We start from the raw sequence: 14,289 nt of genomic DNA on the forward strand, positions 1-14,289 counted from the left end.
CTGCCCACATATTATCAATATTGAAATGGATATCGAGACGGAGAACCAGTTGACGCATCCTCAGCCTTAGATACTATATATAGTGTTCGAGGTTCCTTCGATTCGCAAGGATTGGAGGCTAAGATGGGAATATGGTCGGCGAGCATGATGATCGCCAAGCCGTAGCTGCCCCCGCAACTGTGAGCGGCGAGCGTTCGATCGACATGGCCACTGAGACGCATGCGTCTTGGGAAGGTGAGATTGAGTGCTGCGACCCGCGAGCCAGGAGACCTGCCTCGAGCATAGCGTCCACGGGCGGGGTGTCCGTATGGCGAGCAAGGATTCGTGCGGCACGATTGCCGCCGCCTTCGCTGCCGCAAGTGCCCCGCATAAACAACTTCGGGGTGAATCCATGTTTTCGAGTACCCACAACAGGCTACGGGAATGACGGTCGTCTAAGCGGCCGGCTACCAGTCGCGCCTGCCTCCATTTTCATCTCGCGCTGCGGGCATCGTTCGGTGCCCGAACGCTTTTGCATGCCTATAATATACGAGGATATCTCATGAGCATTACCGTCTACAGCAAGCCCGCCTGCGTCCAGTGCACAGCAACCACGCGCGCGCTCGACCGCCAGGGCATCGATTACACGATCATCGACGTGTCCACCGATAGCGCAGCCTATGAGCTGGTGCAGGGTCTTGGTTATCGTCAGGTCCCCGTCGTTGTCGCCGGCGAGCAGCATTGGGCGGGTTTTCGCCCTGACATGATCAGCGCTCTCGCCTGATGAGCCTTGCAGTGGGCGAGCTCATCTATTTCTCCAGCAGATCTGAAAACACCCATCGCTTTGTTGCCAAGCTCGCATTGCCGGCCGCTCGCATTCCGCTCGGCGCGGGAGAAGAGCTTCGAGCTGCCCATCCCTATGTCCTCATCGTCCCGACCTATTGCGGCGAGGGGGGCAAGGGCGCCGTGCCCAAGCAGGTGATCCGTTTCCTCAACGATGCGGATAACCGTTCGAAAATCCGCGGGGTCATCGCCGCGGGCAACAGCAACTTCGGGGCGACCTACGGTATCGCCGGCGACATTATCTCCACCAAATGCAAGGTGCCGTTTCTATATCGGTTCGAGCTCTTGGGAACGGAGGAGGATGTCGCCAATGTCAGACACGGATTGGAACGATTTTGGACACGTTAACCCCTTCTTTGTCGCGGGATGCAGGCGAGAAGCCGCTAAACGCTTTCTCTCATCCCACAAGCGACCGGCCAGCAAAGGTTATGGAAGCGGCGCTCGACTATCACGCCCTAAACGCCATGCTGAACCTCTATGACGAGCAGGGAAAAATCCAGCTCGACAAGGACCGCATGGCGGCCAAGCAGTATTTCCTTCAACACGTCAATCAGAACACCGTCTTCTTCCATAACCTGCGGGAGAAGCTGGATTACCTGGTGACTGAAGGCTATTACGAGCAGGAGGTGCTGGACCAGTATTCCTTCAATTTCGTGCGCGATCTCTTCGACCATGCCTATGCGAAGAAGTTCCGCTTCCCGACCTTCCTCGGTGCCTTCAAATACTACACCAGCTACACGCTGAAGACTTTTGATGGGAAGCGCTATCTGGAGCGCTATGAAGATCGCATCTGCATGGTGGCGCTCACGCTGGCGCGGGGTAGCGAGCAGCTTGCCCGCGATCTGGTCGACGAGATCATCTCGGGTCGCTTCCAGCCGGCCACACCGACCTTCCTCAACGCCGGCAAGAAACAGCGCGGCGAGCTGGTCTCCTGCTTCCTGCTGCGTGTCGAAGACAATATGGAGTCGATCGGCCGTGCCATCAATTCCGCGCTGCAGCTTTCCAAGCGCGGTGGGGGCGTCGCCCTGTCGCTGACCAACATCCGCGAGGCCGGTGCGCCGATCAAGCACATCGAGAACCAGTCATCCGGCATCATCCCGGTGATGAAGCTGCTCGAGGACTCGTTCTCCTACGCCAATCAGCTTGGCGCCAGGCAGGGTGCGGGTGCGGTCTACCTCAACGCCCATCACCCGGACATCATGCGGTTCCTCGATACCAAGCGCGAGAACGCCGACGAGAAGATCCGCATAAAGACGCTATCGCTCGGTGTCGTCATTCCGGACATTACCTTCGAGCTCGCGAAGAACAACGACGATATGTACCTGTTCTCGCCCTATGATGTAGAGCGCGTCTACGGCGTGCCGTTCACGGAAATCTCGGTCACGGAAAAGTATCGCGAGATGGTGGCCGACAGCCGCATTCGCAAGAAGAAGATCAAGGCGCGTGACTTCTTCCAGGTCATCGCCGAAATCCAGTTCGAGAGCGGCTATCCCTACATCATGTTCGAAGACACGGTGAACCGCGCCAACCCGGTTGCCGGGCGCATCACCATGAGCAATCTTTGCTCGGAAATCCTGCAGGTCAGCGAAGCCAGCGAATATAGCGACGACCTCTCCTACAAGCATATGGGCAAGGACATCTCCTGCAATCTCGGCTCGCTCAACATCGCAGCCGCAATGGACAGCCCCGATTTTGGCAAGACGATCGAGATGTCGATCCGCGCGCTGACGGCAGTCTCCGACATGAGCCACATCTCGTCGGTGCCTTCGATCGAGAAGGGCAATGACGACAGTCACGCCATCGGCCTCGGTCAGATGAACCTGCACGGCTATCTTGCCCGCGAGCGCATTTTCTACGGCTCTGAAGAAGGCGTCGACTTCACCAATATCTATTTCTACACCGTGACCTATCACGCCATCCGCGCCTCGAACTTGCTCGCGGTCGAACGAGACCAGAGCTTCAAGGGCTTCGAGAATTCGAAATACGCATCCGGCGAATATTTCGACAAATATACTGGTCAGGCATGGAAGCCGGCAACCGAGCGTGTGGCCGAGCTGTTCGAAACGGCCGGCATTGCCATCCCGACGCAGGAAGATTGGGCGGAGTTGAAGCAGGCCGTGATGAAGGGCGGTCTCTATAATCAGAACCTGCAGGCCGTACCGCCGACTGGCTCGATCTCCTACATCAACCACTCGACCTCTTCGATCCATCCGATCGTTTCCAAGATCGAGATCCGCAAGGAAGGCAAGATCGGCCGCGTCTATTACCCGGCCGCCTTCATGACCAACGACAATCTCGACTACTATCAGGATGCCTACGAGATCGGGCCGGAAAAGATCATCGACACCTATGCGGCGGCCACCCAACATGTCGATCAGGGCCTATCGCTGACGCTATTCTTCCGCGATACCGCGACCACGCGCGATATCAACAAGGCCCAGATCTACGCCTGGAAGAAGGGCATCAAGACCATTTACTACATCCGTCTTCGCCAGATGGCGCTGTCCGGCACCGAGGTGCAGGGCTGCGTTTCCTGCGCCCTCTGATTTCCGGTTTGAGAAGGACATTCCCGTGAACATGCAATTCAAGCCGGCAAGCCGCATCCGCGCCATCAACTGGAACCGCATCGACGACGACAAGGATCTCGAGGTCTGGAACCGCCTGACCGGCAATTTCTGGCTGCCCGAAAAAGTGCCGTTGTCGAACGACATCCCTTCCTGGGCGACACTCAAGCCGGAGGAGCAGCAGCTCACCATCCGCGTCTTCACCGGCCTGACCCTGCTCGACACGATCCAGAACGGCGTCGGCGCCGTCAAGCTGATGGCCGATGCTGTCACGCCGCATGAAGAGGCGGTGCTGTCGAACATTTCCTTCATGGAGGCCGTGCACGCTCGCTCCTATTCGTCGATCTTCTCGACGCTCTGCCTGACACCCGATGTCGATGATGCCTATCGTTGGTCGGAGGAGAACGAGTTCCTGCAGCGCAAGTCGGCGCTGATCATGGAGCAATATGTCTCCGGAGATCCGCTGAAGAAGAAGGTTGCCAGCGTCTTCCTTGAAAGCTTCCTGTTCTATTCGGGCTTTTATCTGCCGATGTTCTGGTCGAGCCGCGCCAAACTCACCAACACCGCCGACATGATCCGCCTCATCATTCGCGACGAAGCGGTGCATGGCTACTATATCGGCTACAAGTTCCAGCGAGAGCTGGAGCGGCTTTCGGAAGAGCGCAAGCAGGAGATCAAAGATTTCGCCTTCGACTTGCTGCTCGAACTCTATGACAACGAGGCGAAATATACCGAGGCGCTCTATGATGGCGTCGGTCTGACGGAAGACGTCAAGAAGTTCCTGCACTACAACGCCAACAAGGCGCTGATGAACCTCGGTTATGAAGCCCTCTTCCCCGCAGAAGCCTGCAAGGTCAATCCGGCAATCCTCTCGGCGCTCTCGCCCAATGCCGACGAGAACCACGACTTCTTCTCCGGCTCCGGCTCGTCCTATGTCATCGGCAAGGCGGTCGCCACCGAGGATGAAGACTGGGACTTCTAAGATCTCGACCGACTACGAGCTGACTGGCACGGCTCGTGCGTTTCCAATCGTAGCCGCGCGGCTGCGATTGATGTCTTGAACGTGCATGTCATAGCCGCTGCAGCTCGCAATGCGCTTTGCAGATCTGACAAAGTCCTGTGATAGCCCCGAACGAGACGTCCGGTTGCGGAGAGTGCCGTGCAAGCGTCCACGGCGAGAAAGGGGCGCATCATGAACTATATCGACTATATCGCCGATCCGGCACGCGACTGCGCAATCGTCGTTCATCGCGGCATTTGGCGCGCAGCACCGGAAAACAGCCTGCTTTCGATCGAGCGGGCCATTTCAGCCGGTTACGACGTGGTCGAGATCGACGTGCGGCGCAGCAACGACGGCGAACTTTTCCTTCTGCATGACGATACGCTCGAGCGGATGGCGGGCCGCGATCAGGAGCCCGAGGCGCTGACACTGCAGCAATTATCCAGTCTTAGCCTGCGCGATCGGGATGGCGGCGAGGCGAACCCGATGACAGAGGAAAAGTTGCCGAGCCTGAAGGATGTCTTCGATCTGACGCGAGGTCGTATCTTCATCCATCTCGACGTCAAACGCAGGCACATGATCCCGGATGTGATCGCCTGCGCCCGTGCGATGGGCGTCGATCAGCAAGTCGATTTCTGGGGCGATCTAAAGACGGGTGAGGATTTCGCATGGATCCGCGCCAATGTGTCGGCGCAGGCCGTTCCCTTCATGGCCAAGACACGCCTCGTGGCTCCGGATGTCGGCAGCCAGTTGGATCTTCTGTTCCAACTGAACCCGTTCCTCTGCGAAATCTATTTCGACAGGCTGGAACAGGTCGCAGAGCGGCAGGCGCTTTTCCGGAAGGCCGGCATCGCGCTTTGGGTCAACACGCTCGACTCGGTTTCTTGTGCAGGCTTTACCGATTCCACGGCGCTGAAGGATCCGGAAGCGATCTGGGGGCGCCTGATCGATGCAGGCATCTCCGCGATCCAGACGGACGAAGCCGCAGCGCTGAGAGCCTATCTCGATAGCCGCCGGGCAAGCTAGGCGAGGCCTCGCGCGGGCGGCGGACAATATTGTGCTTCATGGCGAGCGCATCCCCATCTTGATGAGTTTGCGCGCACCAACGGCCGGCTTCACCCCTCAAGGCCGGCCGTTCGATGCATCGAGCCTCGATGGCTCAAGGCAAAGGACTACTTGTTGAGCGCATCCTTCAACGCCTTTGCGGGCGTGAAAGCGAGCTTCCTTGCCGCAGCAACCTTGATGGTTGCGCCCGTTCCCGGATTGCGTGCTTCACGCTCCGGCGTGTCCTTTACCTTGAATTTGCCGAAGCCTGGAATGGAGGTCTCGGCGCCGGAAGACGCTGCTCCGGCGATGGACGCAAAAACGGCTTCGACGATGGCCTTGCCTTGAGCCTTGGTCAGCTTGTGATCAGCGGCAATCTTGTCTGCGATTTCATTGGTGGTGGTCATGATGCTTCCCCGCAATGGTTACAGCGGAATCATTTCCATTGCAGCCGGTCATTGTCACGGGGGCTCTTGGTCTTTGAGGGCTCAGAAAGGCGCATTTCCACAATTTCCAACGTTTCGATGGCCTCTTTCGCCCTTGCAGCCGCCCGATCCCGGGTGGTGCGGCGGCATTGATGGCCTCAGCGATAGTATGAGCGCTTCCTGCCACGGCTCCGGCGATCCGCCTTTGGCATCAGACTCAGAGCCTCCTCGAAGCGCGCTTCCGGAGTGGACAGTCGCTACAATGCCCCATATCTGATCGAGCGCGATGTCTTGGCCGCGCATCAATGCTCGCTTTGCTCAGCTTGAGCGTATAGAGCCTGACAGCGATGAACGAAGACCAGTGAATAGGACAGGTAATGGAAGACCCGATCAAGATCGACAATCGTGGCGACTTCGGCCTCTGGGCCATCGAAGTGGCAAAGCAGATCGTCAGCGGCGAAGGCTTCGAGCTGGCCAGGGCGGCGCGCGACGGTACGGACGACGAGGTTCGCGCGGCCGGCAATACACTTGGGCAGGCGATCACCAATGCGCTGATGGAGGTCTACGACGGGTTGCTCGAGGGCGTCGAGGAAAATTAGGTTTTGACGGCGAGGCCGCTAACCGATCCCCCGAGGCCGGAAAGCTCAATGTTTCTGGGGCGTTCGAGGCGAAATTCATCGAGCCGGCTAATATAAAGCGCGCTGTGGTTTGAGATTTGAAGGCGCACCAACTTACAATCGCAACCCGCCATCCCCATATCCAGCCAAAATCGTTGTTCCGCTCAATCACAGGAGAGCAAATGCTCAGGGTAGGTCCCCGTTTTGCCAAGATCGCAGCCATCGTCGTGCTCGCTGCCGCGTCTGCTCTAGCGACCTTCGATGTTGCCGACGCACGTCGTGCCGGCTCCAGCGGGTTCGGCAGCCGCGGAACGCGGACTTTCGACGCGCCTGCCACAACGCGGACGGCTCCGACGCAAGCCGCTCCGATCGACCGGACGATGACACCCAGGCCGCAGCAGCCGCAAACCGCCACGCAACCGCCGATCGCCGGCCAGCAGCGCCCGGGCTTCTTTGGTGGTTTCGGCGGATCGATGATCGGCGGATTGATCGCCGGTGGTCTTCTCGGCATGCTGCTCGGCCATGGCTTCGGCGGAGGTGTCGGCTTCCTTGGCATGTTGCTGCAGATCGGCCTGATCGTGCTGCTGATCAGCTTTGCCATGCGGTTCTTCGCAAATCGCCAGCGCGGGCAATATGCGGCGCCGGGGTCGGGCCAGTCCTACAATACGAACCCGATGAACAATGCCGGTGCGTCGCCGCGCCCTTCCTTTTCCATCCCGACAATCGGCGGCGGGACGGCAGCCGCCGCGCATAAAACGCGGCAGGCCAGCGACGAGATCGGGCTGCAGCAAGCCGATCTTGATCGCTTCGAGCGGCTTCTCACCGAAGTCCAGACAGCCTATGGCAAGGAAGACTATGCGACGTTGCGCCGGCTGACCACGCCGGAGGCAATGTCCTACCTGGCAGAGGAGCTTGGGGAGAACGCCACCAACGGCGTGCGCAACAGCGTCTCCGACGTTCGCCTGCTGCAGGGCGATATTGCCGAGGCCTGGCGCGAGGACAATGCGGAGTATGCGACGCTTGCTATGCGCTATTCCAGCATCGATGCCATGCTCGATCGCACGACGGGCAAGCTCGTTAATGGTGACGATCGCAACCCCTCGGAAACGGTCGAGCTCTGGACTTTCGTGCGCAAGTCCGGCGCGGACTGGATACTTTCGGCGATCCAGGGAACGGAATCTAACCACGGCTGAACCCGTCTTCGGTAAAGAGATTGCTCCTCGATATGTCTGGGGGCAATTAGCCGATCATGTTCCTTTTGCCGGCCCGCATCCCTGCATTCAAGCGGCATTTGCCGCCGGTCTTGACGACCGTTCTGATATTCTCCGGAACCCTTGAGCGGGACGGGTGTGGAAACGATACCGCACCCGTCCCGCTCATTATCTGCGCCTCTTTCAAGGCCAGCAATGCCTCTGAAGGCAGCTGCGACCGCTGGCATCTCCGTCAGGTCGGTTCTTCTGGCTGAGGCAAAGGAGATGCATTTCTCATCTGTCTCGCGGGCCGGGTTCTTCACGCCGCCGGGTATCACGCTATAGTATGCCGAAGGGAGTGGTGCTGCGACGTCAACTCGTCGGGCGCTGTAATCGGAGGAGGAGAATGAGGGCAGTACGTTTGGAAGCGGTCGGGTCCATGACCATGCGCAACGTTGAAAGGCCAAGCGCCGGACCGGGCGAGCTCGTTGTCCGGGTGCTGGCCGCTGGCATCTGCGGCTCGGATCGTCATATGTTCAAGGGCGAGTATCCGACGGCGATCCCGGTGACCCTGGGCCATGAATTCTGCGGTCTTGTGGAGGAGGTTGGCGATGGCGTTTCGGCGTTCAATGGCGGCGAGCTCGTTACCGTCGACCCGAATATCGCTTGTGGCGCTTGCGCGGCCTGCCGGCGCGGGCGACCGAACCTTTGCGAGAACCTGAACGCAATCGGCGTGACCCGGGATGGCGGCTTTGCCGAATATGCGGCGGTGCCGAGCAGCCAGGCATTCGTGCTGCCGCCCGATCTCGATCCTGTCCACGGCGCCTTTTGCGAGCCGCTGGCATGCTGCATTCACGCCATCGACAAGGCGCGGATTCGCCCAGGCGATGCCATCGCGATCCTCGGCGGAGGGGTGATCGGGCTGCTGATGGTGCAGCTGGCGCGACAGGCCGGTGCCGGTGAGGTGATCCTGATCACGCGTCAGCTATCGCGGCGCGAAGCCGCGCTGCGTTTAGGTGCTACGCATGCCTTCGATCCGGCTGCCTCGGACACCGTCGCTTCGGTACGGGAGCGTACCCATGGCGGCGCCGATGTCGTCATCGAATGTGCCGGCGTTCCCGAGACCTTGCAGACCGGTGTCAGGATGGTGCGGCGTGGCGGCGCTTTCGTCCTGTTCGGCGTGACGCCGGCTGGACTTGAAGTGCCTGTTCTGCCTTTCGATCTGCTCGTCAACGAAGTCGAGATGAGGCCGGCCTATCTCAACCCGTTTACCCATTCGCGCGCTGCGGCGATGGTGGCAAGCGGCGTATTGGAGCTGGATTCCCTGGTGACGAAGACCATAGGTCTTGAGGATGTCGCCGAGGTTGTCGGCAGCGCCCCGCTATCGGGCGAGATCAAGGTTATCGTTCGACCCTAGCCTTGCTTGACGTCATGCGGTTGAATGCAATTGCGCCATGCTTTGCGGATGCCTGCCCGCGTCAATCGCGGGCAGGCCCGGCTGAATCGCGCTCGATCAGCTGATCGAAGCCGCCGGGCCCGGGGTGGCGTACAAAGACCGCTTCCTGCCATGCCGGTCCGCCCCGGCATTTATAAGATTTTTATATCTTCCGTTCTCCCGCCGTCTCGAACCTTAATGCCGTTCGGTCGCATATTGCGTGTCGAAGATGCACGCGAAGTGCGCTTCACCTCGGCAGAATGAAAGAGGCGCTTTCACCGAGAGCGCTCCCTCGTCGTTTCTGCAGTCAACAATAACAATCAAGGAATCGCGATCGATGATGGACATAATTCTTGTCGGGATCGGCGTCTTATTCTTCCTCCTTTGCGTCGCTTACACCAAGGCCTGCGACAGCCTCTAATCGGAGAGACGGCAATGCTTCTCGATTACATTCTCGGTGGCGGCGTGACGCTCTTTCTCACCGCCTACCTGATCTACGCTCTCATTCGTCCCGAGCGCTTCTAACGGCGCTGGATAGGGAAAGTTACTTCCATGACCCTCAACGGATGGCTTCAGATCCTGATCTTCATCGGGATCCTTCTCCTGCTCGTCAAACCGCTTGGCGGTTACATGACGCGTGTCTTTACGGGCGAGCGCACACTCCTTTCCTACGTCTTCGGTCCGGTGGAGCGGGGGCTTTATCGTTTGTCCGGAACGAACGAACGTGAAGAGCAACACTGGACGACTTATTCGGTCTCCATGCTGCTGTTCAGCCTTGCCGGCTTCATCGTGCTTTACCTCCTTCAGCGATTGCAGGGCAGCCTGCCGTACAACCCGGCCGGCATGACTTCGCTCGACCCGTACTTGTCCTTCAACACGTCGACCAGCTTCGTCACCAATACCAATTGGCAGAACTATGGCGGCGAGAGCACGATGTCCTACCTCGTGCAGATGGCCGGCCTGACGGTGCAGAACTTCGTGTCCGCAGCGACCGGTATTGCCATCGCCATCGCCTTGATTCGCGCCTTCTCGCGCGCCTCGGGCAAGGCGATCGGCAATTTCTGGGTCGATATGACCCGCGCGACGCTCTACGTCCTGCTGCCGATGTGTATCGTGTTGACGGTGGTATACGTCTATCTCGGCGTTCCGCAGACGCTCGGGCCCTATGTCAATGCTACTACGCTTGAAGGTGCGCAGCAGACGATCGCCGTCGGCCCGGTTGCCTCGCAGCTTGCCATCAAGATGCTGGGCACGAATGGCGGCGGTTTCTTCAACGCCAACTCCGCCCACCCATTTGAGAATCCCGATGCGCTCAGCAACTTCATCCAGATGTTGACGATCTTCGTCATCGGTGCGGCGCTGACCAACGTGTTCGGTCGCATGGTCGGCAGCCAGCGTCAGGGCTGGGCCATTCTGGCTGCGATGGGCACGCTGTTCATTGCAGGTGTGATCGTCACCTATTGGGCAGAAGCTGCCGGCAATCCGCTCGTTCATGCGCTCGGCATCCAGGGCGGTAACATGGAAGGCAAGGAAGTCCGCTTCGGCATCGCTGCCTCCTCGCTCTTCGCCGTCATCACAACCGCGGCGTCCTGTGGTGCGGTCAACGGCATGCTCGACAGCTTCACCGCACTTGGCGGCATGATCCCCCTCATCAACCTGCAACTCGGTGAAGTCATCATCGGCGGCGTCGGTGCCGGTTTCTACGGCATCATCATGTTCGTCATCATCGCCATCTTCGTTGCGGGCCTAATGGTCGGCCGCACGCCGGAATATCTCGGCAAGAAGATCGAAGCCAAGGAAGTGAAGATGGCAATGCTTGCCGTGCTTTGCCTGCCCTTTGGTATGCTGATTTTCACCGCCATTTCCGCTGTGCTGCCCTCCGCCGTCGCCTCTGTCGGCAATTCCGGCCCGCATGGCTTCTCGGAAATCCTCTACGCCTACAGCTCGGCGGCGGCAAACAACGGCTCGGCCTTCGGTGGCCTGTCCGGTAATACGCCTTGGTACAACACCACGCTCGGTCTCGTCATGCTGATCGGTCGCTTCCTGGTCATCGTTCCCGCGCTTGCGATTGCCGGCTCGCTGATCACCAAGAAGACGGTACCTGCTTCGGCCGGCACCTTCCCGACAGACGGTCCGCTCTTCGTCGGCCTACTGGTCGGTACTATCCTCATCGTCGGCGGCCTGACCTTCTTCCCGGCGCTCGCGCTCGGACCGATCGTCGACCATTTGGCGATGATCGCAGGCCAGACCTTTTAAGGAATGATGTCATGAGCCAACCGCTTTTGGCCAGGCTTCGAAAAGTCATCGATCCACGCCCCTTCGACAGGGGGCGTGGCCCGGCCGGAATAACCTGCGCTTCAGACGCCATTTTATTGGCGATGGTTGCCCTGTTCCTCGGTCTTGTCGTCTTCGGATTTCTAATCGGCTGATCGGCAGCGTTCCGATCTGACGTTTTCCTCTTCACGCTGGAGCCTCTTATGAGCCAGTTAAAATCAGCGAGTATTCTGGATTCTCGCATCCTCGTTCCGGCGATCGGCGCTTCTTTCAAGAAGTTGAACCCGCGCACGCTTGCTAAGAACCCCGTCATGTTCGTGGTCGCCGTCGTTTCGGCACTGACGACCGTCCTCTTCCTGCGCGACCTCGTCACCGGCGGCGGCAATCTCGCCTTCTCGCTGCAGATCAACATCTGGCTGTGGTTCACGGTGCTGTTTGCCAATTTCGCCGAGGCCGTTGCGGAAGGCCGCGGCAAGGCGCAGGCGGATTCGCTGCGCAAGTCGCGTACCGAAACCCAGGCAAAGCTGCTCGTTGGCAATAGCCGCACCGATTACAAGATGGTGCCGGGCACCGGCCTGAAGGTCGGCGACGTCGTTCTCGTCGAGGCCGGCGACATCATCCCGTCGGATGGTGAAGTCATCGAAGGTGTCGCCTCCGTCAACGAAGCTGCGATCACCGGTGAGTCCGCCCCTGTCATCCGTGAATCGGGCGGCGACCGCTCGGCTGTGACCGGCGGTACGCAGGTCCTGTCGGACGAGATCCGCGTGCGCATCACCGCTGCCGCCGGCTCGACCTTCATCGACCGCATGATCGCGCTGGTCGAAGGTGCCGAGCGGCAGAAGACGCCGAACGAAATCGCGCTCAACATCCTGCTTGCAGGCATGACGCTGATCTTCGTGCTGGCGACCGTCACGATCCCGAGCTTTGCCGCCTATGCCGGTGGCTCGATTCAGACGGTCGTACTCGTTGCGCTGTTCGTGACGCTGATCCCGACCACCATCGGCGCATTGCTGTCGGCCATCGGTATTGCCGGTATGGACCGCCTGGTCCGCTTCAACGTGCTCGCGATGTCCGGCCGTGCCGTCGAGGCCGCCGGCGACGTCGACACCCTGCTGCTCGACAAGACCGGCACGATCACCCTCGGCAATCGCCAGGCAACCGCCTTCCGTCCGGTTCGGGGCGTCAGCGAACAGGATCTGGCCGATGCCGCCCAGCTCGCTTCACTTGCAGACGAAACGCCGGAAGGCCGCTCCATCGTCGTGCTTGCCAAGGAGAAATACGCGATCCGGGGCCGCGACATGACGAGCCTGAAGGCGACCTTCGTACCCTTCACCGCGCAGACGCGCATGAGTGGCGTTGATCTCGAGGGCTCGTCGATCCGCAAGGGGGCCGTCGATGCCGTGCTGGCCTATGTGGATGGTGCCGCCAATGGCGGAACCGATGGTACGACAGTGATCTCGCGAACCTCGAGCGAGATGCTTCGCGAACTGCAGGCGATTGCTGACGAGATCGCAAAGGCCGGCGGCACGCCGCTTGCCGTTGCTCGCGACGGTCGTTTGCTCGGCGTTATCCATCTCAAGGACATCATCAAGGGCGGCATCCGCGAGCGCTTTGCCGAACTGCGCCGCATGGGCATCCGCACCGTCATGATCACGGGTGACAACCCGCTGACGGCAGCTGCGATCGCCGCAGAAGCCGGTGTAGACGACTTCCTCGCCCAGGCGACCCCGGAAATGAAACTGGCGCTGATGCGCGAGGAGCAGTCCAAGGGCAAGCTCGTCGCCATGTGCGGCGACGGCACGAACGACGCTCCCGCGCTTGCCCAGGCCGATGTCGGCGTCGCCATGAATACCGGCACTGTGGCCGCCCGCGAGGCCGGCAACATGGTCGACCTCGACAGCGACCCGACGAAGCTGATCGAGATCGTCGAGATCGGCAAGCAGTTGCTGATGACCCGCGGCGCACTGACCACTTTCTCCATCGCCAACGATATTGCGAAGTACTTCGCCATCATCCCGGCGATGTTCATTGCCTTCTACCCGCAGCTGAAGACGCTGAACATCATGGGCCTTGCGACGCCGCAAAGCGCCATTCTCTCGGCCATCATCTTCAATGCGCTGATCATCGTTGCGCTGATCCCGCTGTCGCTGAAGGGCGTTCGCTACCGGCCGATCGGCGCCGGCGCGCTGCTCAGCCGCAACCTGCTGATCTATGGTCTCGGCGGCATCATCGTACCCTTCATCGGCATCAAGGCCATCGACATGGCGATCACCGCCATCGGCCTCGTCTAAGGAGTTTGCACCATGCTCAAGCAAATCAGACCTGCTATCATCATGATCGTCGCCACGACCGTCCTGACCGGCCTTGCCTATCCGTTCGCCATGACAGGTGTCTCCCAGGCGCTCTTTCCCCATCAGGCAAACGGCAGCTTGGTGGAGAAGGACGGCAAGGTGATCGGTTCCAGCCTCATCGGCCAGAACTTCACCAGTGACGGCTATTTCCATGGTCGCCCGTCGGCCACGACCGCCGCAGACCCGAATGACCCGACTAAATCGGTTGCAGCGCCCTACAACGCCGCCAATTCCGGGGCCTCCAACCTGGGACCGACCAATTCGAGCCTGATCACCCGCATCAAGGGCGATGCCGCGACATTGCAAGCGCAGAACCCGAACATGCCGGTTCCGATGGATCTGGTGACGACCTCGGGCAGCGGTCTCGACCCGGATATTTCGCCGGATGCCGCCTATTTCCAGATCCCGCGCGTGGCCAAGGCGCGCAACATGGACCAGGCCAAGCTCAAGTCGATCGTCGATGCCTCCATCGAGTCCAGAGAGCTCGGTGTTCTCGGCGAGCCCCTTGTCAACGTACTGGCATTGAATCAGGCACTTGATGCTTCTATGAAACAGTAAGTTGAGCAG

13 protein-coding genes and 1 riboswitch are annotated in these 14,289 nt (G+C 59.9%); of the genes, 12 read left to right on the top strand and 1 reads right to left on the bottom strand.

What is annotated here, in order from left to right; all coding sequences use genetic code 11:
• Nucleotides 1-72: 72 nt before the first annotated feature.
• Nucleotides 73-292, top strand: a riboswitch (cobalamin riboswitch).
• A gap of 249 nt (nt 293-541) precedes the next feature.
• From nrdH to QD409_RS10815, 5 genes are all read left to right on the top strand, one after another.
• The gene (gene nrdH, locus QD409_RS10795; protein WP_092844521.1) at nt 542-763 is read left to right on the top strand and encodes a glutaredoxin-like protein NrdH; all 222 of its coding nucleotides are present in this window, start codon (nt 542-544) and stop codon (nt 761-763) included.
• A complete protein-coding gene (gene nrdI, locus QD409_RS10800; RefSeq protein WP_430762710.1) occupies nt 763-1,170 on the top strand; it encodes a class Ib ribonucleoside-diphosphate reductase assembly flavoprotein NrdI in 408 nt (135 codons plus the stop codon). The genes nrdH and nrdI overlap by 1 nt, the downstream gene beginning before the upstream one ends.
• Nucleotides 1,171-1,250: 80 nt before the next feature.
• A complete protein-coding gene (gene nrdE, locus QD409_RS10805) occupies nt 1,251-3,368 on the top strand; it encodes a class 1b ribonucleoside-diphosphate reductase subunit alpha (protein ID WP_425348512.1) in 2,118 nt (705 codons plus the stop codon).
• 25 nt (nt 3,369-3,393) lie between these two features.
• Nucleotides 3,394-4,368, top strand: a complete 975-nt coding sequence (nrdF, locus tag QD409_RS10810; protein ID WP_092844515.1) for a class 1b ribonucleoside-diphosphate reductase subunit beta — start codon at nt 3,394-3,396, stop codon at nt 4,366-4,368.
• Between the two features lie 210 nt (nt 4,369-4,578).
• Nucleotides 4,579-5,412, top strand: coding sequence for a glycerophosphodiester phosphodiesterase family protein (locus QD409_RS10815; RefSeq protein ID WP_430762711.1), 834 nt, complete (start codon nt 4,579-4,581; stop codon nt 5,410-5,412).
• 146 nt (nt 5,413-5,558) lie between these two features.
• Here the strand turns inward: QD409_RS10815 and QD409_RS10820 are convergent, their stop codons facing one another.
• Entirely contained in the window at nt 5,559-5,837 is a 279-nt protein-coding gene (locus QD409_RS10820; protein ID WP_092844513.1) for an HU family DNA-binding protein, read from the bottom strand.
• A gap of 395 nt (nt 5,838-6,232) precedes the next feature.
• On the opposite strand from QD409_RS10820, the gene QD409_RS10825 reads away from it, so the two are divergent.
• The 7 genes from QD409_RS10825 to QD409_RS10855 all read left to right on the top strand — a co-directional run bounded on the left by QD409_RS10825 (nt 6,233) and on the right by QD409_RS10855 (nt 14,280).
• Nucleotides 6,233-6,454, top strand: a complete 222-nt coding sequence (locus QD409_RS10825) for a hypothetical protein (protein ID WP_092844511.1) — start codon at nt 6,233-6,235, stop codon at nt 6,452-6,454.
• Nucleotides 6,455-6,654: 200 nt separating this feature from the next.
• Nucleotides 6,655-7,665 carry a Tim44 domain-containing protein gene (locus QD409_RS10830; protein WP_092844508.1) on the top strand — a complete coding sequence of 337 codons (1,011 nt, stop codon included), beginning with the start codon at nt 6,655-6,657 and terminating at the stop codon, nt 7,663-7,665.
• 403 nt (nt 7,666-8,068) lie between these two features.
• Nucleotides 8,069-9,079 carry a zinc-dependent alcohol dehydrogenase family protein gene (locus tag QD409_RS10835; protein WP_430762712.1) on the top strand — a complete coding sequence of 337 codons (1,011 nt, stop codon included), beginning with the start codon at nt 8,069-8,071 and terminating at the stop codon, nt 9,077-9,079.
• Between the two features lie 453 nt (nt 9,080-9,532).
• On the top strand, nt 9,533-9,622 hold the full coding sequence (gene kdpF / locus QD409_RS10840) for a K(+)-transporting ATPase subunit F (protein WP_034509905.1): 90 nt from the start codon (nt 9,533-9,535) through the stop codon (nt 9,620-9,622).
• 27 nt (nt 9,623-9,649) lie between these two features.
• Entirely contained in the window at nt 9,650-11,353 is a 1,704-nt protein-coding gene (kdpA, locus tag QD409_RS10845; protein ID WP_430762713.1) for a potassium-transporting ATPase subunit KdpA, read from the top strand.
• Between the two features lie 221 nt (nt 11,354-11,574).
• Nucleotides 11,575-13,662, top strand: a complete 2,088-nt coding sequence (gene kdpB, locus QD409_RS10850; RefSeq protein WP_430762714.1) for a potassium-transporting ATPase subunit KdpB — start codon at nt 11,575-11,577, stop codon at nt 13,660-13,662.
• A gap of 12 nt (nt 13,663-13,674) precedes the next feature.
• Complete coding sequence (locus tag QD409_RS10855; protein WP_430762715.1) at nt 13,675-14,280, top strand: K(+)-transporting ATPase subunit C; 606 nt, start codon at nt 13,675-13,677, stop codon at nt 14,278-14,280.
• Nucleotides 14,281-14,289: the final 9 nt, after the last annotated feature.

The sequence above is a fragment of the Rhizobium sp. BR 315 genome (assembly GCF_050577975.1).
Classification (GTDB): Bacteria; Pseudomonadota; Alphaproteobacteria; order Rhizobiales; family Rhizobiaceae; genus Rhizobium; species Rhizobium miluonense.